At 70.4% G+C, this 24976-nt stretch carries 20 protein-coding genes; 1 reads left to right on the plus strand and 19 read right to left on the minus strand.

Annotated elements, in window-relative coordinates:
* Window positions 1-1225 (minus strand): winged helix-turn-helix domain-containing protein (locus VI238_RS10460; RefSeq protein WP_331651051.1); only part of this gene is annotated, 1225 nt, incomplete at its 3' end.
* Complete coding sequence (gene kbl, locus VI238_RS10465) at window positions 1222-2415, minus strand: glycine C-acetyltransferase (RefSeq protein ID WP_331651053.1); 1194 nt, start codon at window positions 2413-2415, stop codon at window positions 1222-1224. The genes VI238_RS10460 and kbl, both read right to left, overlap by 4 nt.
* A 195-nt stretch (window positions 2416-2610) precedes the next feature.
* On the opposite strand from kbl, the gene VI238_RS10470 reads away from it, so the two are divergent.
* Window positions 2611-2913: a hypothetical protein gene (locus VI238_RS10470; protein WP_331651055.1), complete on the plus strand. Its 303-nt coding sequence runs from the start codon at window positions 2611-2613 to the stop codon at window positions 2911-2913.
* A gap of 112 nt (window positions 2914-3025) precedes the next feature.
* Here the strand turns inward: VI238_RS10470 and VI238_RS10475 are convergent, their stop codons facing one another.
* The 17 genes from VI238_RS10475 to VI238_RS10555 all read right to left on the minus strand — a co-directional run bounded on the left by VI238_RS10475 (window position 3026) and on the right by VI238_RS10555 (window position 24961).
* Window positions 3026-4426 (minus strand): hypothetical protein, encoded by a 1401-nt coding sequence (locus VI238_RS10475; RefSeq protein WP_331651057.1) that lies wholly within the window; start codon window positions 4424-4426, stop codon window positions 3026-3028.
* On the minus strand, window positions 4423-5607 hold the full coding sequence (locus tag VI238_RS10480; protein ID WP_331651059.1) for an acyltransferase: 1185 nt from the start codon (window positions 5605-5607) through the stop codon (window positions 4423-4425). Before VI238_RS10480 ends, VI238_RS10475 begins: the two co-directional genes overlap by 4 nt.
* Window positions 5608-5638: 31 nt before the next feature.
* Window positions 5639-6598 carry an acetyl-CoA carboxylase carboxyltransferase subunit alpha gene (locus VI238_RS10485; RefSeq protein ID WP_331651061.1) on the minus strand — a complete coding sequence of 320 codons (960 nt, stop codon included), beginning with the start codon at window positions 6596-6598 and terminating at the stop codon, window positions 5639-5641.
* Window positions 6599-6770: 172 nt separating this feature from the next.
* Window positions 6771-7766 carry a hypothetical protein gene (locus VI238_RS10490; protein ID WP_331651063.1) on the minus strand — a complete coding sequence of 332 codons (996 nt, stop codon included), beginning with the start codon at window positions 7764-7766 and terminating at the stop codon, window positions 6771-6773.
* Window positions 7767-7830: 64 nt separating this feature from the next.
* Entirely contained in the window at window positions 7831-8943 is a 1113-nt protein-coding gene (locus VI238_RS10495; protein ID WP_331651065.1) for an alpha/beta hydrolase, read from the minus strand.
* 91 nt (window positions 8944-9034) lie between these two features.
* A complete protein-coding gene (locus tag VI238_RS10500) occupies window positions 9035-10126 on the minus strand; it encodes a hypothetical protein (protein WP_331651067.1) in 1092 nt (363 codons plus the stop codon).
* Between the two features lie 118 nt (window positions 10127-10244).
* The gene (locus VI238_RS10505) at window positions 10245-12215 is read right to left on the minus strand and encodes a TonB-dependent receptor (RefSeq protein WP_331651069.1); all 1971 of its coding nucleotides are present in this window, start codon (window positions 12213-12215) and stop codon (window positions 10245-10247) included.
* Window positions 12216-12345: 130 nt separating this feature from the next.
* On the minus strand, window positions 12346-15840 hold the full coding sequence (dnaE, locus tag VI238_RS10510; protein ID WP_331651071.1) for a DNA polymerase III subunit alpha: 3495 nt from the start codon (window positions 15838-15840) through the stop codon (window positions 12346-12348).
* A 247-nt stretch (window positions 15841-16087) separates the two neighbouring features.
* On the minus strand, window positions 16088-17788 hold the full coding sequence (locus tag VI238_RS10515; RefSeq protein ID WP_331651073.1) for a sulfatase-like hydrolase/transferase: 1701 nt from the start codon (window positions 17786-17788) through the stop codon (window positions 16088-16090).
* Window positions 17789-17901: 113 nt separating this feature from the next.
* Complete coding sequence (locus VI238_RS10520; protein WP_331651075.1) at window positions 17902-18336, minus strand: hypothetical protein; 435 nt, start codon at window positions 18334-18336, stop codon at window positions 17902-17904.
* A gap of 139 nt (window positions 18337-18475) precedes the next feature.
* Window positions 18476-19069, minus strand: a complete 594-nt coding sequence (locus tag VI238_RS10525) for a ribonuclease HII (protein ID WP_331651077.1) — start codon at window positions 19067-19069, stop codon at window positions 18476-18478.
* A complete protein-coding gene (locus VI238_RS10530) occupies window positions 19066-20793 on the minus strand; it encodes a sulfatase-like hydrolase/transferase (protein ID WP_331651079.1) in 1728 nt (575 codons plus the stop codon). The genes VI238_RS10525 and VI238_RS10530 overlap by 4 nt, the downstream gene beginning before the upstream one ends.
* 49 nt (window positions 20794-20842) lie before the next feature.
* Window positions 20843-22102, minus strand: a complete 1260-nt coding sequence (gene lpxB, locus VI238_RS10535) for a lipid-A-disaccharide synthase (protein WP_331651081.1) — start codon at window positions 22100-22102, stop codon at window positions 20843-20845.
* A gap of 54 nt (window positions 22103-22156) precedes the next feature.
* Window positions 22157-22936: an acyl-ACP--UDP-N-acetylglucosamine O-acyltransferase gene (gene lpxA, locus VI238_RS10540; protein ID WP_331651083.1), complete on the minus strand. Its 780-nt coding sequence runs from the start codon at window positions 22934-22936 to the stop codon at window positions 22157-22159.
* Entirely contained in the window at window positions 22933-23397 is a 465-nt protein-coding gene (gene fabZ, locus VI238_RS10545; protein WP_331651105.1) for a 3-hydroxyacyl-ACP dehydratase FabZ, read from the minus strand. Before fabZ ends, lpxA begins: the two co-directional genes overlap by 4 nt.
* 2 nt (window positions 23398-23399) lie before the next feature.
* Window positions 23400-24437, minus strand: coding sequence for a UDP-3-O-(3-hydroxymyristoyl)glucosamine N-acyltransferase (lpxD, locus tag VI238_RS10550; RefSeq protein ID WP_331651085.1), 1038 nt, complete (start codon window positions 24435-24437; stop codon window positions 23400-23402).
* Entirely contained in the window at window positions 24437-24961 is a 525-nt protein-coding gene (locus VI238_RS10555; RefSeq protein ID WP_331651087.1) for an OmpH family outer membrane protein, read from the minus strand. Before VI238_RS10555 ends, lpxD begins: the two co-directional genes overlap by 1 nt.
* Between the last annotated feature and the right edge of the window lie 15 nt (window positions 24962-24976).

Genomic DNA, 24976 nt, shown 5'->3' on the forward strand with positions numbered 1-24976 from the left:
GACCCGCCTGCGGTCGCAGCGCCGCCGCACGCGCGAAGGCGTCGCCGGCCGCGGTGCGGTCGCCACGCAGCAACGCGAGCTCGCCCTCGAGCAGCGCGAGGTCGGGATGGCGCGGACGCAGCCGCGCCTGCTCGAGCGCCGCCGCGGCTTCGGCGAGGCGGCCTTGCAGGAACAGGCAGCGCGGATAGTCGACGTTGCCGAACACGTTGTCGGGGTAGAGGCGGAACACGCGCGCGTAGCGACGTTCGGCCTCGGCGGTGAAGCCGAGCAGCTCGAGCGCGCGCGCGATCTGCAGGTCGAGGAAGCGCGGCCGGGCCGGGCCGTCCTGCGCGCGCACGTCGGCGCGCAGCGCGTCGGCGAGGCGCCCTTCGACCGCGTAGAGGTTGGCCGCGGACGCGAGGCTGTCGACGCGCGCGACGGGATCGAGGGCGACCGCGCGCTCGTAGGCGGCGATCGCGGCATCGATCTCGCCGCGGCAATCGTGGGCATAGCCGGTCGCGGCGTGCGCGAGGCCGTTGCGCGGTTGCTGCTCGGCCACGCCCTGCGCGAGCGCGAGCGCGCGTTCGCTCCACTGCGCATCGCGGTTGTACAGGCACACGCGAGCGCCATAGGCGAACGCAAGGCCGAGCCGCGCGTCCACGTCGTCGGGTGCATCGGCGAGCACCTGTTCGTAAAGCCCGACCGCGCGTTCGTTGTCGTCGTCCTGGCCGATGCCGGCGTAGTAGCGCGCGCGTTGCAGGCGTTCGTCCGCCGTGCTCGCGCTGGGCGCGGCGACCGGCGCGTGGTGGAGTCGCCAGCCTGCGTACGCCGCGCCGATCGCGAGCGCCGTGGCCGCGAGCGCGGCGGCCGCGCGCGAAGGCGACCACAGGCCTGGCACCCGCGCGAGGATCGGCAGCGGTGCGACGCACAGCTGGTAGCCGCGACCGCGCACGGAACGCACGTAACGCGGGTTGCGCCCGTCGTCGCCGAGCGACTGGCGCAGCAGCTTCACGCGCTGCGTCACGGTCTCCTCGTTGACCACCGCGGGCGCCCAGACCGCGGCGATGAGCTCGTCGAACGACACCACTCGCGGGCCGCACTCGAGCAGGAACGCGAACAGGTCGAAGCTGAGCCCGCCGACGTCGAGCACGACACCTGCACGCTCGACGCGCCGCCGCGCGAGATCGACCTCGAGGTCGGCGAGACGATAGCGGCCCGCGCCGCGCGCCGGCGGCGCCGGGTTCATCCCTTCAGCACGCCGAGCCGGCGGGCGACGCGCACGAACGCGTCCACGGCGCGATCGATCTGCTCGCGCGTGTGCGCGGCGCTCATCTGCGTGCGGATGCGCGCCTGCCCCTGCGGCACGACAGGATAGAAGAAACCGATCGCGTAGATGCCTTCGTCGAGCAGTTCCTTCGCGAACGCCTGCGCGAGCTTGGCGTCGTACAGCATCACGGGTGCGATCGGATGCGTGCCCGGCTTGATGTCGAATCCCGCCTCGGTCATGCGTCGGCGGAAATACAGCGCGTTGTCGTTGACGCGATCGCGCAACTCGGTGCTCGAGGACAGCATCTCGAACACCTTGATCGACGCCGCCACGAGCGGCGGCGGCAGGGTGTTCGAGAACAGGTACGGCCGCGAGCGCTGGCGCAGCAGGTCGATGATTTCCTTGCGACCGGTCGTGAAGCCGCCGGAGCCGCCGCCGAGCGCCTTGCCGAGGGTCGAGGTGAACACGTCGACCTCGCCCAACACGCCGTGCAGCTCCGCCGAGCCGCGGCCGGTCGGGCCGACGAAACCGGTCGCGTGGGAGTCGTCGACCATGAGCAGCGCGTTGTACTTGTTCTTCAGCGCGACGATCTCGTCCAGCTTGGCGATGTAGCCGTCCATCGAGAACACGCCGTCGGTCGCGATCAGGCGCGTGCGCTTGTGCTGCGTTTCGGCGAGGTGCTTCTCGAGCTCCGCCATGTCGCCGTTCGCGTAGCGTCGACGCTCGGCCTTGCACAGGCGGATACCGTCGATGATCGAGGCGTGGTTGAGCGCGTCGGAGATGACCGCGTCCTCGTCGGACAGGATCGTCTCGAACAGGCCGCCGTTGGCGTCGAAGCAGCTCGTGTAGAGGATCGTGTCGTCGGTGCCGAAGAAGCGCGAGATGGTCGCCTCGAGCTGCTTGTGCAGGTCCTGCGTGCCGCAGATGAAGCGCACCGAAGCGAGGCCGAAGCCGTGCGTGTCGAGCGCGTGCTTGGCCGCCGCGATGATGTCCGGATGGTCGGCGAGGCCGAGGTAGTTGTTGGCGCAGAAATTCAGCACCTCGCGACCGTCGTCGGTGCGGATCGCGGCCGCCTGCGGCGTGGTGATGATGCGCTCGGTCTTGTACAGGCCCTGTTCGCGGATCGATTCGAGCTCGGCGACGAAGCGGGCGCGTGCGGCGGAGTCCATGGAGACGGCGGTTCCGGGGCGGGAAGGGACGCCTATGGTAACGCAGCGCCTGCGTGCGACGCGGTGGCCCGCGAGGCCGCGCCGCAGCGTGGAAACGAGTGCGCGTCGCGGTTGCCGCGCGTGCGGCGCCGGTCTACGCTGCGCCGGCGGCAGCGGGGTCGCCGCGCATCGATCCATATCCGGGAGGGGATACAGATGGTCATCAAGCGTATCGGCGTACTCAAGGCGGGCGTGATCCAGGCCTGCGTCATGGCCTTGTTCGGCCTCGTCATCGGGCTGTTCTTCCTGCTGTTCGGCACGATGCTCGCGGGCCTCGCCGGCGGCGGTTCCGACGGCGGCGCGGCGCTCGGCGCAATGGGCATGCTCGGCGGCATCGGCATGGTGATCTTCCTGCCGATCATGTACGGCGTCATGGGTTTCCTCGCCGGCGTGATCGGCGCCGCGGTCTACAACCTCGTCGCGGGCATCGTCGGCGGCCTCGAGATCGACGTCGAGTAGCGAGGCGCAGGCGCGGATGGCGGTGCGTTTCGCCGCCATCCTGCGCGCCGCCACGACACCCGGCGTCGACGCAACGCAACACCCGCTACGGCACGCGCGCCGGCAGCGTGCGTCATTCGACGTCGACCGGCGCGGGCTCGCCGCTGCGCGCATACGGCGGACCGCCCGGGCGGCGCACGCCGACCACGATGCTCCAACCGCGTTCGGTGAATCCGCGACGGGAAGCGAGGCTCGCGTCGCCCGCGATCAGCACGGTCTTCCGGCTCACCCGGAACTCGGGTCGATCGAGGAAACGCGCGACGTCGGCGGTCCAGCTCAGGCGGTCGACGGGCAACGGCAGCACGAGTTCGCCGTCCGCGTCCTCCCAGGCGAGTCCGGCGCCGATGCGCGCGAGCGTGCCGTGCTTCGCGCGTGCGCCGAGATGCGCATCGACGAGGCGCAGCGCGTCGACGAGGAAGCGTGCCTCGAGCTCCGAATCGGCGGTCATGCCGAGCTCCAGCAGGGCGTCGCAACCCTGCGCCGGCTGCAGTGCGTCGAGCGCGTCCGTGAACGCGGTCTGCAGGGTCGGCGAGAACGCGCCGCGGCGCAGGAACTGGCGGACCAGCAGTTCGTCGCGGCAGTAGCGCTGCAGGCGTCCCCGATTGCGCGCGCGCACGTCCTCGGGCGCGAGCTTCCAGACGACGTCGTTGATGCGTCCTCCTTGCGCGAGCACTCCCGCGCCGAAGCCTCCGATCGCGCCGATCGCGCTGCCCGCACCGAAGCTGCCCGCGCTCGCGACCCATGCGAGCGCCGACAGGCGCTCCTGCACGTAAGGGTTGCGCGTGTACGGATCGATGCCGAGGCGTTGCGCGATGTCGCGCCGCGCCTGCCCGTACTTCACCTGCCGTTTGAACTCGCGTGCGGCTTCGCGCGCGATCGACGAGTACCAGTGCCCGCCTTTCCTCGGCGCGCCGTCGTTGCCGTCGTCGCGGCCGTCGGTCATCGGGCCCTCGTCCGCCGGATACGGGTCGCCCTCGTTGCCGAGCCGGCGCGCGGCGCGGTCCGATACCGCCTGCGCCTGCGCCGCGATGCGCTCGAGCCGGCGGCCGAAGTAGCGCGCGACGCCGACTGGAATGCCGAGCACGCTGTCGACCGGGTGCAACACGACCTGCGCGAGCGCTGACGCGGTGGTGCCGATGCGATGGCCGGCCGCGCGCAGGAACGCGTCGGAACGCGTGACGCCGTCGAGCGCCTCGAGTGCGGGCAGCTCCGCCTCGCGCTCGGCCAGGATCTCCACGCTGTCGGCCTGAAGCGGCCCGTACGGCGTGTCGAGCGTGAAACGCGCCATGTAGCCGCGCAGCTCGACGTGCGGATCGACGCTGAAGCCGGGGCCAGAGAGCAGCGCGGGCTGCACGAGGCTCGCGGCATCGACCACCGGTTCCTCCTCGAACGAAGCCGTGTTCGCGCACGCGAGCGCCGGCGCGATGCACAGCGCGACGCCGAACGCGCGCCACCGGGCGCGGGCTGCGTTCATCGGCGCACGGCGGGTTCCGCCACGACCAGCTCGGTCTGCACGCCGGGATCGCGGCCGCGCCCGCGGCCGAGGCGCAGCGCGGGTCGCTCGACCAGCCGGTACGACGCTTCCGCGAGCAGCCATGCGAGCGCAAGGATGAGCGGCAGGCTCCAGGGCAGGCGATAGCCGTCGATGCGGTCGAACGCATGCGCCGCGTCGAGCCAGCCAATGAGCGGGAAATGCCAGAGATAGAGGCCGAAGCTGATCACGCCGGCACGCCGCAGCACGGGGCCGGCGAACAGCGCGTGCGCGATCGGGCTACCTGCCGCGGCCGCGAACAGCATGAGGGCGACCGCGGCGCCGACCACGCCGTGCCAGACGAACAGCAGCGGATCGCCGTCCCAGTAGGTGACGCTGCGCAGGTGGATCGCGACGACCATCGCGACGACGAGCGCCGCACCGAACACGAACAGCGCGTCGGCGACGCGCGCACGCGGGAGCGTGCCCGCGATCGCGCCACGCGTGTAGGCGTAGGCCGCGAGCATCCCGAATACGAACTGGTCGAGTCGTCCCGGCAACTGCTCGAGCGCGAGGACGCGCTGCGGCACGTCGGCGTGCGCGACCCACGCGTACATGACGTGCCGATAGGCCTGCGTCTCGACCACGGCGAACACGAGCAGGAGGACCCATGCGCGCGGACGCAGCAACCATGCGAACAGCGGCAGCACGAGGTAGAACGTGAACTCGATCGGCAGCGTGTACGTGACCGGGTTGATCGGCGCGGCCGCGATCGAGCCGACGTTGAACCAGAGCACGAGATTGCCCGCAAGCGAGGCGAGCGACGGCATCGTGCCGACACCGACGGCCGCGAGCGCGAGCAACACGGCCAGTTGCGCGTAGTAGGCGGGAAAGATGCGCAGCACGCGACGCAGCCAGAAGGTGCCGAGTGCGGGGCGCGCCATCGCGCCGAGCTGCGAGCTCGCGAACGGCAGCGAGAGCAGGAAGGCCGACAGCGTGAAGAAGATGTCGACCCCGGCCCACCCGCAGGAGAAGGCCGGCGTGAAGTCGATCCCGGCGAACGTCATCGCGCGCGGCCCGGCGTCGACCCAGACGTGGTAAAGCACGACCCACAACGCGGCGACGCCGCGCAGCCCGGTCAGGGCGGCCAGTTCGGAGGCGATCGCGCGGCGCTGGCCGTTCATGCGGCGACGACCTCGCCGGTCCGGCGCGCGATCAGGCGCCGCCGAATGCGCCGTAGCGGCGCAGGCGCTGGTAGCGCTTGTCGAGCAGCGCGGTCGTCTGCAGGGTTTCGAGCTCGTCGAGCTGGTTGAGCAGGACCGCCTTGAGGCGTACGGCCATTCCGCGCGGATTGCGGTGCGCGCCGCCAAGCGGCTCGCGCACGACCTTGTCGACGAGGCCGAGTTCGAGCAGGCGCGGCGCGGTCATGCCGAGCGCTTCGGCCGCGTCCTTCGCGCGCTCGGCGGTCTTCCAGAGGATCGATGCGCAACCCTCCGGGGTGATGACCGAATAGGTGCTGTATTCGAGCATGTTCGTGCGGTCGCCGACGCCGATCGCGAGCGCGCCGCCCGAGCCGCCTTCGCCGACCACGGTGCAGATGATGGGTACTTCGAGCCGCGCCATCTCGAGCAGGTTGCGCGCGATCGCCTCGCTCTGGCCGCGCTCCTCGGCACCGACGCCGGGATAGGCGCCCGGCGTGTCGATGAAGGTGAGGATCGGCAGGCGGAACCGCTCGGCCATCTGCATGAGGCGCAAGGCCTTGCGATAGCCTTCCGGCCGCGGCATGCCGAAGTTGCGGCGGATCTTCGACTTGGTGTCCCGACCCTTCTGGTGGCCGATGATCATGACGCTGCGCCCCGCGACGCGACCGGGGCCGCCGACGATCGCGGCGTCGTCCGCGTAGGCGCGGTCGCCGGCGAGTTCGTGGAACTCCTCGCAGATCACGCCGATGTAATCGAGCGTGTACGGGCGGGCCGGATGGCGCGACACTTGCGCGACCTGCCACGGCGTGAGGTTGCGGAAGATCTCGGCCGTCTTCGTCTTCAGCTTGTCCTGCAGCGTCGCGATCTCGTCCTCGATGTTGAACGACTGGCCACGGCTGGCATGACGCAGTTCCTGGATCTTCGCGTCCAGTTCGGCGATCGGCTGTTCGAAATCGAGGAAGTTCGGATTCATTCGCTGCAGTTCGCGCCATGGCGGAGGCGCAAAGCGCGAAGTATAGCCCGTCGGGCGCGGCCCGGTGAGTGGCTGCGTCGGTAGCGACGAGGGCCGGGTTCGAGGGGCGGCCCGGGCCGCGCGACGGGCCGCTGACGCCCGGCGCGACGCCCATGGCGCGTGCGACGCGCGTTCAGCGCTCCTTGGGCGGCGTGTCCACATCCGGCGTCGCCTGACGCGACAGCGCTTGCGCGACGAAATCCAGCGCGGGACAGGTCGCCGCGTTTGCCGCGACCTCTTCGACGCCGGGGAAGATCGCCTGCGCTTCGGCGAACGATGCCTTGCCGCCCTCCGGCTTGCCGTCGACGATGACGGCCTGCGCCCAGCGCCGGTACAGCGCCGCCGCGAGCCAATACCGCGCCGCGTCCTGGTTCTCCACGCGCAGGCCTTCGCGCGCGCGCGCGATCGCGCCCTCGTAGTCCTCGCGTTGGCAGAGCAGGAACTGCGCGTACGCGGTGTGGCCGCGCGCCGATCCGGGTTCGAGCGCGACCAGGCGACGGAACATCTCGTCGGCATGGGCGAGGTCGCCGCCGCCGAGGTAGAACTCGATCAGGCCTTCGGTTGCGGCGAGGCGCGCTTTGACGGGAGCTGCGGCATCCCCCGAGACCTTGCGATAGTGCTCGCCCGCCTCGACGAACTTGCCTTCGTCGAGCAGCAGGTCGGCCCAGTTGTTGTGCAGCCACGGGTCGTCGCTGCCGAGGCTTTCGGCCTTCCTGAGTGCCGCCACGGCGTCGTCGGGTCGCTTCATGAGCCGATACAACTGTCCCCGCAGGACGTATGCGGCCGCATAGCCGGGGTCGCTCGCGATCGCGTTGGAGAGCGCCTCGTCGGCGCCCTCCAGCGCGCCCGGAGCGAAGTCCGCGCCGCCCGTGTGGCCACTCATCATCCGGTAACGCGCAAGCTCGCGCCACGCGGGCGCGTAGCGCGGATTCGCCTTGACCACGTCGTCGAGTTCGGCGCGCGCGGCTTCGAGCGGCCTCGCGTCGTCGCCACGATACGCGTCGAGCAGGCTCGCGGCGTGGCGCAGCTTCGCAGCGTCGGCTTCGGAGAGCACCGGCGTGCGGGCGGGCTCGGCGGCGGCGAACGACCATGACAACAGGATGGCGAACGCGACGGCGGCGCGATTCATCGGAACTCCGGCAGAGGAAGGGCAGCGTCGAGGGTCGCCATTCTAGCGGCGCGCCGCATCGGGTTCAGCGCACGTCTTCGGTGCGCCCGGCGAGCGGTCGCACGTAGCGGAGCAGGCTCGTGAGCGTCCTGCCGGGCTCCTCCCACGGAATCATGTGGGCGGAGCGCTCGAACCAGACTGCCTGCTTCGAGGGCGCCTCGAGTCGTTCCAGCCACGCCGCCGTGGGCGCGGAGGGCGTCGTGTAGTCGTGGCGCCCCATGAACATCACGATCGGGATCGGGAAACGTCGCACGCCCGAGAAGTCGACGGCGAGGAACTCGGGCAGGATGCGGCCGAGCGTGAACACGTTGCCGCGGTCGATCGCGCAGACGTCGCGTGCGTCGTAGTCGGGCGAAAGCAGCGGGCCGTCGAAGTAGTATTTCGAATCGTCGCGGAACGCGCTGAGGCCGCCATAGTACTGCGCCCATTTGCGCGCGACGATGATGCGCTCGCGCGTGATCGGACGGTCGCCCGGATAGGGCGCGATCGCTTCGAGTTCCTTCACCGCGGCGGCGTTGCCGTGCGCCTTCGCCTGCTCGAGGCCGTAGTCGAAGCTGATGCGCTCGTTCTCGCGCGTGTTCACGACCTGGCCGATGCCGACGTAGGCATGGAACAGGTCCGGCCGCGCCAGCGCAGCCTTCGTCGCGACGATCGTGCCCCAGCTGTGCCCCACCAGGATCAGCTTGTCCTGGTGGTAGCGTTTGCGCACGTACTCGGCGACCTCGATCGCGTCGTCGACGTAGCGCTGGATGCGGATCGTGTCGGCGATCGCCTGCGGGTCGACCGTCGTGTAGGTCTTGCCGGCGCCGCGCTGGTCCCAGTTCACGATCGTGAAGTACTCCTCGAGTGGCCGCTCGAACTGCCACAGCGTCGGCGTCACCGGCGACGCGGGGCCGCCGTGCACGAACAGGATCACCGGGTTGCGCCGGTCCTGGCCGCGCACGTCGAGCCACTGATCGATGCCGCCGATCTTTGCCGCATACGCTTCCTGGATGCCGCCCGGCGCGACGATGCGATCGAGATCGCGGACGATCTCGCGTGCCTTCGCGTACGGCGCGACGTCCGGGCAATCCTGTGCGGGCGCAGGCGCGGGCGCGGCCAGGACGAGCGGCAACAGCAAGGCGAGCAGGAATTTCACGGTGGAGGCCTCCAGGGCAGACGTGCGCCGTGCGCGGAACGCGCGATGGTAGCAACGTGCATCCGCGCCGCGCGATCCACCGCGCCGCGATTCAGGAATCCGGCGCGCCATCGCGCGCCGTCCGCAGCAGGTCGTCGAGCACGGGCCCGAAATCCTGGCCATTCCATGCGCGGATGATCCCGATGCGCCGACGCAGTTCCTGCTGGTAGTGCGGTTCGAGGTAGACGGTGGGCGACGGAAAGGCGTACGCGGCGTCGTCCCCGAGATAGAGCAGCGCGTCGGTGACGTCGCCGATCGTCGGCCAATCCGGCGCGGCCTGCACGTCCCAGGCCGGGCGGCCGTCGCGCTGCACGAGCTGGACTTTCCAACCGGGCGCGATGAGTCCGAAGTTCGCCCGGGAGAGCCTGCCGGGACCCGCGTGCACGTCCGCGAACGCCGGTGCCTCGCCGAGGCCGAGGCGCACGGCGGCCGCCCTCGACGGCACCGGCGAGACGCACGCGAGCAGGCCCGGGTGCCTGCGTTCGATGAGCTGGGCGACCGTCGCGTCGGGGCCGTTGCCTTCGCTCGCGGGCAGCGCGCGCACCGCGTGCAGTTGTCCGGCGACGAGCCAGGCGGTGCGGCGCTTCGCGAGCACTTCGCGTTCCACCGCCGCGACGAACGCCGCGTCGCGATCGGCGTAAGCCGACAGCGCCTGCGCCGAATCGATCGTCGACCAGTCGAGCGGAGGATCACCGAGCACGACGCGCACCGGGTGCGCGCAGCGGTGGAAGAGGTTCACGTCGCGCGCGGCGGCGTAGAACGCCGCATACACGGGCGAATTCCACGCGAACGGGACCGCGGTCTCGCGCCATGCCGCCTGCAGTCCGGCGTCGTCGACGTCCTCGCCCGCGACGTACGCATCGACGACCGGCTGCAGCCGCGCGTTGCCGAATTCGACCACGATGTCGTCGACCCGGCAGATGAAGCGCGGATCGCGCATGAGCTCGGCGAAGAAGGCGTGCTGCGTCGCGCTGCGATGGACCTCGCCGAACAGCAACAGCGGATGGAGGTCGAACTGCCGCGCGAGCGCTTCGATCGCGGGCTCGGCCGATGGAGGTGCAGCCGGCCCTGCTCCGGCGAAGACGGGGGTGGCACTCGCGAGCATCGCGGCCAGGAGCCGCGCCCGCACCGGCGAAGGGAACATCGGCATGCCTCCGGCCCGCGTCGTGCTCGACGTCGCGCAGGCTCTCACGCATCGCCGCCATCGACAAGACCGTTCGCGACGGCGCCCGGCCGCGCCGCGGCCGCGCGCGGCCGCCGCGTCAATGCATCGTCCACACCACATCGACGCCGATCGAGCGCTCCTGCGCGAACGTCGACAGTGCGTCGGCGGTCGCGTAGTAGTCCTCGTCGAACGCGTTGCGCAGGTAGAACTGCAGGCTGAGCCCGTCGCGCAGTCGCCAACGCACGTCCGCATCGATGACGTCGACCGCGTCGCGCGCGACCTCCTCGAAGCCGGGGCGGTCCATCTTCCAGCGATGGCCGTATCGCGCACCGATGCTCCACCTGTCGCGCGCGTAGCGCGCCTCGAGCTCCGCCGTGAGCGGCGGGACGCCGTACAGCGGACGGCCGTGCTCGTCGTGGCCGCGGACGACCGTTGCGCTCGCGCGCAGCTCCAGGCCAGGGGCGGGCGACGTCCATGCGAATGCGATCTCGGCGCCGTGGAGCGAGCCCTCGCCGACGTTGCCGTAGCCGTTCACGTCGGGCGCGAGTTCGGTGAGCTGGATCAGGCCGGCGACGACAGTGCGCCACGCATGCGCTTCGACGTTCCAGGCTCCGCCGTGCCAGGCGTAGCCGAGGTCGAGCCCGCGCGACCGTTCGGAGCCGAGGTCGGGGTTGCCGACGATCTCGCCCTGTGCGGTGACGCCGCTGTAGTAGCGCTCTTCGAGCGTCGCGAAGCGGTAGCCGGTCGACGCGTTGAAGGTGATGCGATGGCCGTGGCCGGGGGACCACGCGGCGCCCGCGGTGAACGCATGGTCGGCATCGTCCGCGCCGGCGCCGCGCTGTCGCTGCTCGATCGAGGTGCGACGCGCACCGAACTCGAGCAGGAGTGCGTTCGACACGCGCCAGTCGCTCGCCGCGAACAGCGACCAGGCGTCCTCCTTCGCGTTGCGCAGGCTGTAGTCGCGTTCGAGCAGGGAGCCGGTGGCGTCGTAGGCGGTGACGTCGCGCCGCCCGAAATACTCGATGCCGATGTCGTGGCTGAAGGCGCCGGCCTCGAACATCCACTGCACGGTCGTGCCGGCGTCCAGGCTGCGCACGCCCGCGAACGTGTCGGGCGAACCGGGGCGCCGATTCCACGTGCCGAGGTACTGGTCGTGCGCGTAGGCGCTCGCTTCGAAGCCGTCGTCGTGGCGAACGCGCACGCGACCGAGCATGTGGCTGTCTTCCGGATAGGTCGAATCGCGCGTGGGGTAGCGGCTGTTCGACTTGCCGATGTCCTCGGTGCGTGACGGCAACAGCAGCGCATCGACGTCGAAGGCGCCGAAGCGGTCGCGGTACTGCAGGCTCGCGCTCTCGCGCCGGTAGCTCGTGTTCAGCGGTACGTCGCCGGGCGATCGGCTGTCGCCGGACTGGTGGCGCGCGACGCCGAGCGAAAACGCGTCTGCGCCGAGTCCGGCGACGAGGTTCGCTTCGTCGCCCGCGGTCGCGTAGCCCGCTTCGACGAACGCGGCATCGAACCAGCGCGGCTCGATCGATATCGCGCCACCGAGCGCGCCCGGACCGTAATGGACGACCGCGGGCCCGCGCGTGACGGCGATGTCGCCGAGCAGCGCGGGTTCGACGAACGACACCGGCACTCCGGCGCGGCGTTGGGCCGTCAACGGCATGCCGCCGAGCAGCACGAGGATGCCGTTCGCACCGCTGCCGCGGATCGAAAACGTCTCGAACAGGCCGTTCTGTCCGGTCGCGCCCACGCCGGGCACGCGCGTGAGGAGGTCCTGCACGTCCACCGGCGCCGCGATCGCGTCGCTCCAGCGCACGACGTCGGTCGCGAGCGCGTCCGGGACGTCGGCGGCGGTGCCCTTCGCGGTCACGCGGACGGTTTCGCCCTGCCATGCGTCCGTGGCGTCGCGGCGTCGCGCGCCGCCCTCGCGCTCGCGGTCTTCGGCGTCCTCGCGATCGGCGCGGCCTCCGCGCGACTCTTCCGCGAGCGCGAGCGCGGGCACGGCCGCGCTCGCGGCGATGCTCAGGGCGGCGGCGAAGGCGCCGCGCGTCAGGTTCTGCAGCATGTCGATCCCCGGAGATCGGCCGCGTCGGATGACGAGGCGTCGCCCGAGTCTAGGAAGTCGGTTGGGCCGATGAATCGGTTGCGCGACCGAGGTGGCGTACTCCGGCGGGCGTAGCGTCGCGATCGCCCGGTCAGCCGAACACGAGTTCGGCGGAGATCACGCCGTCGAGCGCCTGCAACGCGTCCGCGAGCGCGGGATTCGCGCGCACGCGCCATTCGTTGCCGAGTTCGATCTCCGCCTGACCGGTCGCGTTGCGGTAGCTCACGCGCACGAGCGTGTGGCCACCGCGATGGCCGGCGAGCGCGCCGTGCAGGCGCGCGACGAACGCGCCGTCGACGCCGTTGAGGCGCACTCGCAGCACGCGCGCGCGCCGTTCGCACGCGCCTTCGAGCGTCGCGACGTTCTGCACGCGCAGCTGGTAGCCGCCCGAGAAATCGTCGACGCTGAGGCCGCCTTCGAACACGAGGATCGCGTCGCGCGTGAGCAGCGGCCCGAACTCGACCCAGGTTTCGCGGTAGAGCACCGCTTCGAACTTGCCCGACCAGTCCTCGACCGTGACGAACGCGCGGTTATCGCCCTGCTTGCGCAGCGACACGACCGAACCGGCGAGCGTGAACGCCTGCAGGTCGGCGAAGCGACTGCGGCCTTCCCGCGCGGGCGGTTTGTGGTGCTTGTCGATCTCGCCGATCGCGCAGGTCGTGACCGCGCCGAGCAGCGCGCGCCAGGCGTCGGTCGGGTGCCCCGACAGATAGTGGCCGAGCGTGTCGCGTTCCCCGGCGAGGCGCTGCGCGACCGGCCATTCGTCGACTTCGGCGAGCGCGATCCGGGTCGGGCCGTGCGCCGTGGTCGCCGCGCCGAAGATGTCGAACTGGCCCGCTTCGGCATTGCGCGCCTGCTGCTCGGCCGCGCGCATCGCCTCGGGCAGCTGGGCGGCGAGGCTGGCACGGTTCTTCGCGAGTGCATCGAGCGAACCCGACAGGATCAGCGCCTCGTAGACGCGCTTGTTGAGCTTGGCCGGGTCGACGCGCGCACAGAGGTCGGCGAGGTCCGTGTACGAGCCGCGGCGACGCGCGTCGACGATGTTCTCGACCGCGCCGCGGCCGACGCCCTTGACCGCGCCGAGCCCGTAGCGGATCGTCTTCGCATCGGTCGCCTCGAACATGTAGTTCGACGCGTTGATGTCCGGCGGCAACACCTCGAGTCCGAGCGCGCGCGCTTCGCCGAGGAAGTTGACGACCTTGTCCGTATTGTCCATGTCCGACGACAGCACCGCGGCCATGAACTCGGCCGGATGGTGCGCCTTCAGCCAGGCGGTCTGGTACGAGACGAGCGCGTACGCGGCCGCGTGCGACTTGTTGAAGCCGTAGCCGGCGAACTTCTCCATGAGGTCGAAGATCGCGTCGGCCTTGCGTTCGTCGAGGCCGTTCCTCGCCGCGCCGTCGCGGAAGCGGGCGCGCTCCTTCGCCATCTCCTCGACTTTCTTCTTGCCCATCGCGCGACGCAGCAGGTCGGCGCCGCCGAGCGAATAGCCGCCGACGATCTGCGCCATCTGCATGACCTGCTCCTGATAGACCATGATGCCGTAGGTCTCTTTCAGGACCGGCTCGACGCGCGGATCCGGGTACTCGATCGGTTCGCGGCCGTGCTTGCGCGCGCAGTAGCTCGGGATGAGGTCCATCGGGCCCGGGCGGTACAGCGACACGAGCGCGATGATGTCCTCGAAGCAGTCGGGCTTCGCGTCCTTGAGCATGCCCTGCATGCCGCGCGACTCGAGCTGGAACACCGCGACGGTCTGCGCCTTCCTGAGCAGAGCGAACACGGCCGGGTCGTCGAGCGGGATCGCCGCGATGTCGAGCGGCGCCTCCCCCGCGCTCGCGCGCCGCGCGTTGATCGCCTTCATCGCCCAGTCGATGATCGTGAGCGTGCGCAGCCCGAGGAAGTCGAACTTGACGAGCCCGACCGCTTCGACGTCGTCCTTGTCGTACTGCGTGACGACGCCGTCGCCGCCTTCGGAATAGAGCGGCGCGTAGTCGTGCAGCGGACCCGGCGCGATGACGACGCCGCCGGCATGCTTGCCCGCGTTGCGCGTGAGGTCCTCGAGCTTGAGCGCGAGGTCGACGAGCTCGCGCGCCTCTTCGTCGGTCTCGTACAAGCCGCGGAATTCCGACACGACGCGGTCGGGCTCCTTGCGCGACTTCTCCGAGCGGCCGAGCGCGTCCTCGAGCGTGAGGTCGAGCGGCACCTTCGGGATCAGCTTGGCGATGCGGTCGACCTGCCCGTACGGCATGCCGAGCACGCGCCCGGTGTCGCGCAGCACCGCCTTCGCGGCCATCGTGCCGTACGTGATGATCTGGCTCACGCGGTCGCGGCCGTACTTGCGACCGACGTAGTCGATCACCTCGTCGCGCCGGTCCATGCAGAAGTCGACGTCGAAGTCGGGCATGGACACGCGTTCGGGATTGAGGAAGCGTTCGAACAGCAGGCCGTAGCGCAGCGGATCGAGGTCGGTGATGCCGAGCGCGTAGGCGACCAGCGAGCCGGCGCCGGAACCGCGGCCTGGACCGACCGGGATGTCGTTCGACTTCGCCCAGTTGATGAAGTCGGCGACGATGAGGAAGTAGCCCGGGAACCCCATCTGCACGATCACGTCGAGCTCGCGATCGAGCCGCTGCACGTAGTCGGCGCGCGTGAAGCCGGGCGCTTGCGGCTGCGCGGCGAGGCGGCGTTCGAGGCCCTCGTGCGATTGCGCGCGGATGTAGCTGTCGAGCGTGTGCTCGGCCGGCACCGGGAACGCGGGCAGGAAGTAGGTGCCGAACGCGAGTTCGAGGTTGCAGCGGCGGGCGAGCTCGACCGTGTTCTCGAGCAGTTCGGGCAGGTCCGCGAACGCCTGCGCCATCTCGCGCGGCGACTTCAGGTACTGCTCGGGCGTGTACTCGCGCGGGCGTTTCGGATCGGCGAGCACGCGTCCGGCATGGATGCATACGCGTGCCTCGTGCGCCTCGAAGTCGTCGCGCACGAGGAAGCGCACGTCGTTGCTCGCGACCATCGGCAGGTCGTAGCGTGCGGCGAGTTCGAGCGCGCCGGCAAGGAACGCGTCCTCGTTCGCGCGCTGTACGCGCGTGGCCTCGAGGTAACAGCGCTCGGGGAAGTGCGTGCGCCACCAGTCCGCGCGCGCGCGCGCCGCGTCGTCGCGGCCGGCGAGCAACAGGCGGCCGATGTCGCTGTCCTGGCCCGCGAGCACGATCAGGCCTCGGTTCGCCTGTGCGAGCCAGCCCGCTTCGACGAGCGCATGGTCGCCGTGGCGGTTCTCCGCGAACGCGCGCGACACCAGCCGCGACAGGTTGAGGTAGCCCTCGCGGTCCTGGCACAGCACGGTCACGCGCTGCGGGCGCCCGCGATCCTCGGGATCGGCGAGCCAGAGGTCGCTGCCCGCGATCGGCTTGATCCCCGCGCTTTCTGCCGCCTTGTAGAACTTGACGAGCGCGAACAGGTTGCTCTGGTCGGTCAGGGCCACCGCCGGCATGTCCGCCTGCGCGCACGCCGTGACGAGATCGCCGACGCGGATCGTCGAATCGGTCAGCGAGTACTCGCTGTGGACGTGCAGGTGGACGAAACCGGGGGGCATGGCGGGAGTGCTGCTGCGGCACTGCAGCGTAGTGTCTGCCCGGGGCGTCGGCAAGGCTCACGCGGCTGGCCGCCGCCACCACGGGCCGTGGTGCGGCGGCGGTCCCGTGGCGCGGTCGAGGCATCGGACACCCGTACCCATCCATCGGGATCGCGCGGCGACGACCGCCATGCGCCGGCCCGCGGAAAGGTGTCCGGCGCATCACACCGACGGATGCGGTCGCGTCACCGTGGTGGTCGACGCGCGCCTACTCCGCGACGATGCCGAGCCGGCCGAACGCGTATGCGTCGTACGATGACAGCACGTCCTTCGCGGCGCAGTCCTGGAAACGGCCTTGGCAGCGGTCGCGCAGGCGCGCGTTCGCCTCGAAGTAGGCGCCGCGCGGCAGCCCCGCGACGTCGAGCACGAGGCCGCCGAGATAGGCGATGTCGAGCGGCTGGCCCGGCGGCGGCGGTGCCGCGGCGTCCACGTTGCTGTCGATGCGATAGTAGGTGAGCGTGCCGGCGCGATCGGCGAGGCTGGACGGCAGTGCGCTCGCGAGCCCACTCTCGAGGCCGTCGAACGAGGGATGGTGGTCGCCGAAATGCGCGAGCACGACGGGTCGCCCGCTCGCGAACAGGTAGTCGCGCAGCTTCCCGAGCGCCTGCTCGGACTGGTGCAGCCGGTACAGGTAGGTGCCGATGTTGCGATTCGCACGGGCATCTAGGCGTGGCGCGGGTGCTTCGTTCCACGGTGGCGGCAGCGCGTCGAGCGGCTTGTCGTGCGGCCCGTGCTGACGCATCGTGAGGACCATGACGAACAGCGGGCGATCGTCCTCGGCGCGCGCGCGCCGATGGATCGCCTCGACCTTGTCCATGAGTTCGAGGTCGGTCGTTTCCCATTCGATGCCGAGTTCGCGCGCATCGTGGAATTCGTCGAACCCGTATTCCGCATAGGCGTCGGCCGCGCGCACGAAGGAACGCGGCATCGGATACACCGCGATGGTGCGGTAGCCGAGCGCGCCGAGTCGCCGCGGCAGGCTTTCGCGCAGGCGCGGCGCGAGGTTGTACGGCGCGTACAGCCCGGCCGGGCCGAACAGCGTGTGGGGCAGGCCGGAGAGGAACGCGAACTCGCTCGTCCAGGTGCCGCCGCCGTAGGTGTGCACGCGCAGCAGGCCGTGCGCGCGCGTCGAGTCGTCGGCGCCGAACAGGTCGAAACGGCAGCGCGGGCTCGTACAGTCGGCCCACGAGCGCGGATCGAGCGTGCTTTCCTCGAGGACGGCGACGATGTCCGGTCGCGTCGTCGTCGTCGCATGAGCGTCGCCCGCACCGCCCCAGTCGTAGGCCGAGGGATCGCCGTCGCGCGGCGGCATCGCCAGGTGCATGCGCCCGATCGAGCGCAGGAACGTCGTCACGGGATTGCGCCGGCCCTGTTCGAGGAACTCCCAGGCAGGAACCGAGTAGACCCCGGCGAATGGCCCCTGCGGCCAGCACAGGACCATCAACCCGCCCAGTGCGACGAACGCGGACAGGCTACGCACGCGCCGGCGACGGCCATGCCAGTGCCCGGGCGACTCGAGTTTCCAGAGCACGACCGCGGCGAGCGGCACGAGCACGAGCGCGGCGATGCATTTGCGCAGCATCGCAGGGTAGTGCTCGATGACTTCGCTGAACAGCGTGCGCCCGAGGTAACTCACGTCGGGAGCGAACAGCGGCTCGTGCAGGTAGGCAAGCTTGAGCGTGCTGACCAGCCAGACGGCGCCGCCGAGCGCGGCGGCAACGAGGAACCCGACCGCGACGCGACCGGTCGCCACCGAAACGAGCACGGCGGACGCGAGCATGAGCGACACGCAGTACAGGCGCGCTGCAAAGTCCGCCTCGCTGCCGCAGAGGCGGAACACGACCCACGCGAACGCACCCAAACCTACGGCCCGGGCCATCGCGCGCACAGCCGCCTTGTCGAACACCATCGAAATCCCTTTCGCCGTCACAGCCGTGTAACGGACGTTCCAGGCGACTGCAGCGTCGCAGCCGACGCACGTGCCGCGAGGTTATCCCACCGTGGCGCGACCGACCGACGGGCTCATTCGAAGCCGTCGTCGAACACCGTGTCCGCGGCTTGGGTCTGGCTCATCAGCGAGAAGTACCCGCACGCGCCCGGCGCATCGAACGGCGACGCCGTCACGATGACCCAGTACGACCCTGCGGGCAGGCCATCGGCCACGGCTGCCGCGGCGTCGTCGCCGGTCGCCAGGCAGCTGCTCGTACCGCATTCGCCCGGCGTCGTCACGCAGACGGATGGATCGAACGACAGTGCGGTGGTCGCGAACGCCACCGACGTCGCATGATCGATCGTGAAACCGAGGACCGCGCCAGGCCCGTCGGGGAAGGCCTGCACGCAGCTGTTCGCGTCGACCATCGTATCGGTCGCGATCGGCAGCGGCGATCCGCAGGTCTGGGCATGGCCGGCCCCGGCGAATCCGCCGAGCAGTGCAGCGACCAGCAGTGGGCGATGCATGGATCTCATCGGCGCTACCTCCTCCCGCTTCGCGTCCGCGACGCGGGCTTCGCCCGCTCACGGATTCACAATGATACTACTCCCGCGCGGGCCGGGAGGGACAACGCGATGCCGCCCAGCCGTTCAGGTCGTCGCGGCCTCAGAACAGCTCCGGCTGGAGCAGCCTGCGCACCGGCTCGAAGCCGCGCCGATGGATCGCGCACGGCCCGAGGCGTTCCAGCGCGACGAGATGCTCGGGCGTGGAATAGCCCTTGTGGCGTGCGAAGCCGTAGCCTGGATGGACGTCGTCGAACGCACGCATGATGCGGTCGCGCTCGGTCTTGGCAAGGATCGAAGCGGCGCCGATCGCGGGTTCGATCGCGTCGCCGTCGACGATCGCGCGCGCGCGGCAAGGCAGGTCGCGCGGCAACCGGTTGCCGTCGATGAGCGCGAGCACCGGTATCGTCTGCAGCGCGCGCAGGGCACGCTCCATGCCGGCGAGCGTCGCGCCGAGGATGTTGAGCCGATCGATCTCGTCGATGTCGACCGCGACGACCGACCACGCGAGCGCGTGCGCGCGGATCAGCGGGGCCAGCTCGTCGCGCTGCGCTTCGCTCAACGCCTTCGAGTCGGCGAGACCGTCGATCGGCCGCCGAGGGTCGAGGATCACCGCGGCGACGACGACGGGCCCGGCGAGCGGGCCGCGCCCGGCCTCGTCGACGCCGGCGACGCGCCTGAAGCGGCGCGCGTTCATTCGTGCAGCTCGCCGAGCGTGGAGAAGATGTAGTCGTGGTAGGAAGCGACCATCTTCGTGTCCTTGCAGTCGAGATAGCGCCCCTTGCAGCGTTCCCGCAGGAGCGTATTGGCCTGGTAGTACTCGTCCTTCGGCACGCCCGCGACGTCGAGCACGAGTGAACCAAGGAAGGAGATGTCGAGCACCGGGTAATCGTAGCGCTGGCGCACCGGAAAATTCGCCTTGATCATGTAATACGTGACCCAGTGCGCGATCGGCCCGGCCGCCTTGGGCACGGTCTTCGGAATCTCGTTGATCGCGCCGTCGAACGAGGGTTGGTGGTCGCCGAAGTGCGCGAGTACGGCCGGGTTATCGCCGCCGAGCAGGAACTTCTCGAGTTCGGCGAGCATCGCATCGGACTGCTCGAGGCGCTCGAGGTAGTTGCCGAGGTTCATGTTGAGCCATTCGTCGAGCGCCTTCGGCTTGAAGGTACCCGGGAACAACGGCTTGTCGTACGGCGGCGGCAGCTCGGCGAGAGGCGTCATGTGCGGACCGTGCTGGTGCAATGTCAGCATGAACACGAACAGCGGCGTGTCGGGGTGGATGCGCTTCTCGTCGGCGTACACGCGCTCGAAGACCTTCAGCAGGTCCGCATCGTGGCTGGTCCAGCCGAGGCCGTACTGCGTGCCGTCGTAGAACGCGTCGAAGCCGTAGTAGTCGTAGGCATTGCGCGCATTGAGGAAATCGCCGCTCATCGGGTAGAGCGCGACCGCGCGGTAGCCGGCGCGCTTGAACGCGCGCGGCAGGGTATGCGCGACGCGCGGCGCGAGGTTGTACGGGGCGTACAGCCCGGCGTTGCCGAACAGCGTGTGTGCGAGTCCGGTGAGCGCCGAGAACTCGCTCGTCCAGGTGCCGCCGCCGAAGGTGTGCACGGTCATCGGACCGTGCGCGCGCGTGAGCCTGTCGGCGTCGAACATGCGACGCCGGCATTGCGGGATGGTGCACAGTTTGAGGATGCGCGGATCGAACGTGCTCTCCTCGAGCACGAGCACGACGTCGGGAAGCTTCGGTGGCGCCTGCATCGGCCGCGTCAGCTTCCAGCTGATGCTGCGATCGACGTCGGGCGGGCTCACCGGCTCGGTGATCACGGTGTCGTTGAACGAGGTGAAGAAGTCGGTGATGAAGCTCCTGTCGTTGATCGCGATCCACATCGGCTTGTTGAACACGCGGTCGAACGGGCCGTGCGGGGAGAGGCACGCGAGCATCAGCGCGCACGCGGCGAGCGCGCCGAACGCGCGTGCGGCGGCGCGTTGCGCACGTGGAAACGCGATGAACAAGGTCGGGCGTTCATTCGCGAACGAGAGCACGAGCAGGGTCGGTACCAGCACGATCACCGCGAGGCTCACCCCGAGCAGGAGCGGGTAATGCGTGATGACCTCGATCGTGCCGCTGTTGATGAAGTACTGCAGGTCCGGCGCGAGCACCGGTGTCTGCAGGTAGAGGAACTTGAGCCGTCCGGCGAGTTCGACCGCGCCGAACGCGAGCGAGACGAACAGCAGCGAGAACGCGACGCGCGCGCTCGCGAACGCCACGACGAGCAGCCCGAGCACGACCAGTGCGGAAGCGAACACCTTCTCGTCGACGCTGTTCTCGGCGAACGGCCCGAAGGCCATCAGGGCGACGAACGCGAGCAGCGCGAATGCGCGCAGCCATCGCGTGCGGCGGGGCGGGGAAGGGGGTGTCATGCGGCGGCGCGGGGCATGCGCGGCATCCTGCGCATGCGCGCGGGCGGCGTCAATCCTCGGCCCGGCGCTGCGGTCCCGCGACGAGTTCGGCGATCGCGGCCGCCGCGCTGCGGCTCGCATCGCGCTGGAGTTCCAGGTGCAGGCGCCGGTACTCGTCGAGCAGTGCGGAATCGGGCGTCGGACGAACCAGGTGCGGTCGCAACGCAGCCGCCAGCGCCGGCGGCGTGCACGCATCCTGCATGTATTCGGGCACGATGTCGCGTCCGGCGAGCACGTTCGGCAGCGCGTAGCGATCGACCTTGAGCAGGCCCAGGCCCTTGACGATGCGGTAGGTGAGCGGCGCGATGCGGTAGGCGACGACCATCGGCCGCTTGGCGAGCATCGCCTCGAGCGTCGCCGTGCCCGAAGCGAGCAGGATCGCGTCGGCGGCGGCCATCGCTTCGTGCGATCGGCCGTCGAGGATCCGGATGCGCGATGCGATCGCCTCGGGCGCGCGTGCGACGAGCGCAGCGAATGCGTCGCGGCAGGCCGCGTTCGCCATCGGCGCGACGATCTGCAGCGGCGGGACGTCCGCGACGAGCAGGCGCGCGGCCTCGACGAAGTCGCTGCCGAGCCGGGCGATCTCGCCGAGGCGGCTCCCGGGCAGCATGGCGAGGATCGGTGCGCGCTCATCGAGGCCGAGCGACGCGCGGGCGGCGTCACGATCGGGCTCGAGCGGCATCGCGTCGGCGAGCGGATGGCCGACGAAGCGCGCGTCGACGCCATGGCGCGCGTAGATCGGCGGTTCCATCGGGAACAGGCACAACACGCGGTCTGCGCTGTGGCCGATCTTCCGCGCGCGCTTCTCGCGCCACGCCCACACCGACGGACTCACGTAGTGCACGGTGCGCACCCCGGCGCGCTTGAGCTTTCGTTCGAGGCCGAGGTTGAAGTCGGGTGCGTCGATGCCGACGAACGCGTCGGGCCGCCAGGCGAGCGTGCGGCGCAGCACGTCGCGGCGGATCGCGAGCAGGCCGGGCAAATGCCGCAGCACTTCGACCAGACCCATCACCGACAGCCGCTCGAGCGGATGCCACGAGGCGAGCCCGGCCGCGACCATGCGCGTTCCGCCGATGCCGGCGAATTCCGCGTCGGGAAAGCGCTCGCGCAGCGCGTCGATCAGCCCGGCGCCGAGCAGGTCGCCGGAGGCCTCGCCGGCGACGAGCACGAAGCGCCTCGCGACCGCGAGCGGCGAGTGCGAACCGGCGATCGTCGCGACGAACGGCGGTGTCCGCGGCCGATCGATGCGCTCGTCGGCGTGACCGGCCATCGAGGGGGTAGCGCCGCCTTCAGGTTCGCGATTCCCCATTCCCGCGTCTCGTGCCTAGCGCGCGAGCGCGCGCTCGCTCGCGTCGATGAACGACAGCATCTGTGCGACGTCGGCGCTGTCCTTCGCCTGGTCGGCGAGCTTCGTGCGCGCCTCGGCGAGCGAGGTTCCGCCGACGTAGATCGTGCGGTAGGCGCGCTTGATCGCGGCGATGCGTTCGGCGTCGAATCCGCGGCGCTTGAGCCCTTCGCTGTTGATGCCGCGCGGGCGACCCTGGGTGTCCGCGTCGGCGGCGACCATGAGGAACGGCGGCACGTCGCCGCTGAGCAGCACGCCCATGCCGATGAAAGCGTGCGCGCCGATGCGGCAGAACTGGTGCACGCCGACGAAGCCGCTCGCGATGACGTGATCGCCGACCTCGACATGGCCCGCGATCGTCGCGTTGTTGGAGAACACGCAGTGGTTGCCGACGCGGCAGTCGTGTGCGACGTGGCTGTAGGCGAGGAACCAGTTGTCGTCGCCGACGCGCGTGACGCCGCCGCCGCCGGCGGTGCCGCGGTGCATCGTCACGAACTCGCGGATGTGGTTGCGATCGCCGATCACGAGTTCGGACTCCTCGCCGCGGAACTTCTTGTCCTGCGGCGCAGCGCCGATCGACGCGAACTGGAAGATGCGGTTGTCGCGGCCGATCCGCGTGCGGCCCTCGACCACGACGTGCGGCCCGATCGAGGTGCCGTCGCCGATCTCGACGCCGGCGCCGATGATGCTGTAGGCGCCGACTTCGACGCCGGCGCCGATGCGCGCTGCGGGATCGACGATCGCGGTCGGATGGATCATCCGGCGGCGACCTCGGCGCAGAGCATCTCGGCTTCCGCGGCGACCGCGCCGTCGACGAGCGCGCGGCCCCAGAACTGGCTCATGTTGCGCATGCGGCGCTTGTGCTCGACCTCGAGCCGCAATTGGTCGCCCGGAACGACGGTGCGATTGAAGCGTGCCTTGTCGACCTTCACGAGGTAGAAGATCGACGGCACGTCGGCGTTGTGCTGCGCCGACAGCTTGACGAGCATGCCGGCGGCCTGCGCCATCGCCTCGATGATGAGCACACCGGGCATGACGGGATGCCCGGGGAAGTGCCCCTGGAAGAACGGCTCATTGAACGTGACGTTCTTCAGCGCGGAGACGCGCGTGCCGTGTTCGAACGCGAGCACGCGGTCGAGCAGCAGGAACGGGTAGCGGTGCGGCAGCATCGCGGCGATCTGTTCGACACCGAGCGGCAGCGTCACCGGGGCGGGGGGCATGTTCATGACTCGGGTTCCTTTGGCGCGGCGCCGACGCGTCGCGCGATTTCGTCCAGATGCTTGAAGCGGGCCGCATTCCGGCGCCACTGCCGGTTCGGCTGGATCGGCGTGCCGGACGAGTATTCGCCGGATTCGCGGATCGAATGGGTGACCAGGCTCATCGCGGTCACGGTGACGCGGTCGGCGAGGCTCAGGTGACCGAGTATGCCAGCCCCACCGCCGATGAGGCAGTAGCGGCCGATCGTCGCGCTGCCGGCGACCGCGGCGCAGCCGGCGAGCGCGCTGTGCGCGCCGATGCGCACGTTGTGGGCGACCTGGATCTGGTTGTCGAGGCGCACGTCCTCCTCGAGCACGGTGTCGCCGAGCGCGCCGCGGTCGATCGTCGTGTTGGCGCCGATCTCGCAGTCGTCGCCGACGACGACGCCGCCCAGTTGCGGCACCTTGATCCAGCCGCCGTGATCGGACGCGCTGCGGTCGAACGCGAGGCCGAACCCGTCGGCGCCGAGCACCGCGCCAGGATGGACCAGCACGCGCTTGCCGAGTCGCACGTCCTGCACGAGCGTCACCCGCGCGACGAGTCGGGAATGCGCGCCGACGTGGCAGTCGCGCCCGACGACGCAGTGCGGGCCGAGCACCGCGCCCGCCTCGACGACCGCGCCGCCTTCGACGATGCAGTACGGGCCGATCGACGCACCCGCATCGACGCGTGCACCGTCGGCGACGATCGCGCTCGGATGCACGCCGGGCGTCGCCGCGGGCCTGCGCTCGAACAGCGTGGCGATCTTCGCGAACGCGACGTACGGGTCGGGCGCGATCAGGCACGCGCGCGGGCACGCATCCGCGTCGGCCGCGCGCAGCACCACGGCTGCGGCGCCGGTGACCGCGAGCTGGGCGCGGTAACGCGGGTTGGCAAGGAACGCGATGTGCGCCGGGCCCGCTTCGGCGAGGGTGTCGACGCCGTCGACGCCGAGAGAGGCATCGCCGCGCAGCTCGAGGCCGAAGCGCCCGGCGATCGAGCCGAGCGTGTACGCTTCGTGCATCACGGCGTCGTGCCCTTGCCGCCGTCGCGGCGCAGGCGGTCGAGGATGCGATCGGTGACGTCGACGCGTGGACTCGCGTAGACGACCGGGCTCGGCACGATGAGGTCGTAGCCTTGGTCGCGCGCGAAGTCGACCACCGCCTCGTTGATCTGGCGCCAGCTCTTGTCGAGTTCCTGGTCGCTGCGCGTCTTGAGTTCGTTGCGCATCGTTTCGCGATTCCGCTTGATCGAGCGGTCGAGCGCATCGATCTCGCGTTGCAGCGCGTCCGCCTCGTCCTTGCCCAGCGTGCCCTGCTTGCGTCGCAGCTCGACGAGGCGCTGCTCGTCGGCCTTGAGCGCGGTATCGCGCGCGGCGAACTCGCGCTCGAGCGTGCGTCGGCCGGCGACGACCTGCGGTGCGTTGTCGAGCAGGCGCTTCATGTCGACATAGCCGATGCGTGCCGGAGCCGGCGACTGCGCCGACGCGAGCGCCGGGGCGAGCAGCAGCGCGAGCATCCATCTCGCCGGTTGTGCTGGCTGCTTCACGCGCGTCTCCTCGCT

Origin of the sequence: Dokdonella sp. (assembly GCF_036518555.1) — a bacterium.
In the GTDB taxonomy this organism is placed as follows: Bacteria; Pseudomonadota; Gammaproteobacteria; order Xanthomonadales; family Rhodanobacteraceae; genus Dokdonella_A.

What these genes read in the sequence shown, in the direction of transcription:
- dnaE (WP_331651071.1), bottom strand. Translation starts at nt 15,840, where the DNA reads ATGCCCCCCGGTTTCGTCCACCTGCACGTCCACAGCGAGTACTCGCTG.
- VI238_RS10470 (WP_331651055.1), top strand. Translation starts at nt 2,611, where the DNA reads ATGGTCATCAAGCGTATCGGCGTACTCAAGGCGGGCGTGATCCAGGCC.
- VI238_RS10525 (WP_331651077.1), bottom strand. Translation starts at nt 19,069, where the DNA reads ATGAACGCGCGCCGCTTCAGGCGCGTCGCCGGCGTCGACGAGGCCGGG.
- fabZ (WP_331651105.1), bottom strand. Translation starts at nt 23,397, where the DNA reads ATGCCCCCCGCCCCGGTGACGCTGCCGCTCGGTGTCGAACAGATCGCC.
- VI238_RS10485 (WP_331651061.1), bottom strand. Translation starts at nt 6,598, where the DNA reads ATGAATCCGAACTTCCTCGATTTCGAACAGCCGATCGCCGAACTGGAC.
- lpxA (WP_331651083.1), bottom strand. Translation starts at nt 22,936, where the DNA reads ATGATCCATCCGACCGCGATCGTCGATCCCGCAGCGCGCATCGGCGCC.
- VI238_RS10530 (WP_331651079.1), bottom strand. Translation starts at nt 20,793, where the DNA reads ATGACACCCCCTTCCCCGCCCCGCCGCACGCGATGGCTGCGCGCATTC.
- lpxD (WP_331651085.1), bottom strand. Translation starts at nt 24,437, where the DNA reads ATGCACGAAGCGTACACGCTCGGCTCGATCGCCGGGCGCTTCGGCCTC.
- VI238_RS10515 (WP_331651073.1), bottom strand. Translation starts at nt 17,788, where the DNA reads ATGGTGTTCGACAAGGCGGCTGTGCGCGCGATGGCCCGGGCCGTAGGT.
- kbl (WP_331651053.1), bottom strand. Translation starts at nt 2,415, where the DNA reads ATGGACTCCGCCGCACGCGCCCGCTTCGTCGCCGAGCTCGAATCGATC.
- VI238_RS10480 (WP_331651059.1), bottom strand. Translation starts at nt 5,607, where the DNA reads ATGAACGGCCAGCGCCGCGCGATCGCCTCCGAACTGGCCGCCCTGACC.
- lpxB (WP_331651081.1), bottom strand. Translation starts at nt 22,102, where the DNA reads ATGGCCGGTCACGCCGACGAGCGCATCGATCGGCCGCGGACACCGCCG.
- VI238_RS10500 (WP_331651067.1), bottom strand. Translation starts at nt 10,126, where the DNA reads ATGTTCCCTTCGCCGGTGCGGGCGCGGCTCCTGGCCGCGATGCTCGCG.
- VI238_RS10505 (WP_331651069.1), bottom strand. Translation starts at nt 12,215, where the DNA reads ATGCTGCAGAACCTGACGCGCGGCGCCTTCGCCGCCGCCCTGAGCATC.
- VI238_RS10520 (WP_331651075.1), bottom strand. Translation starts at nt 18,336, where the DNA reads ATGCATCGCCCACTGCTGGTCGCTGCACTGCTCGGCGGATTCGCCGGG.
- VI238_RS10475 (WP_331651057.1), bottom strand. Translation starts at nt 4,426, where the DNA reads ATGAACGCAGCCCGCGCCCGGTGGCGCGCGTTCGGCGTCGCGCTGTGC.
- VI238_RS10490 (WP_331651063.1), bottom strand. Translation starts at nt 7,766, where the DNA reads ATGAATCGCGCCGCCGTCGCGTTCGCCATCCTGTTGTCATGGTCGTTC.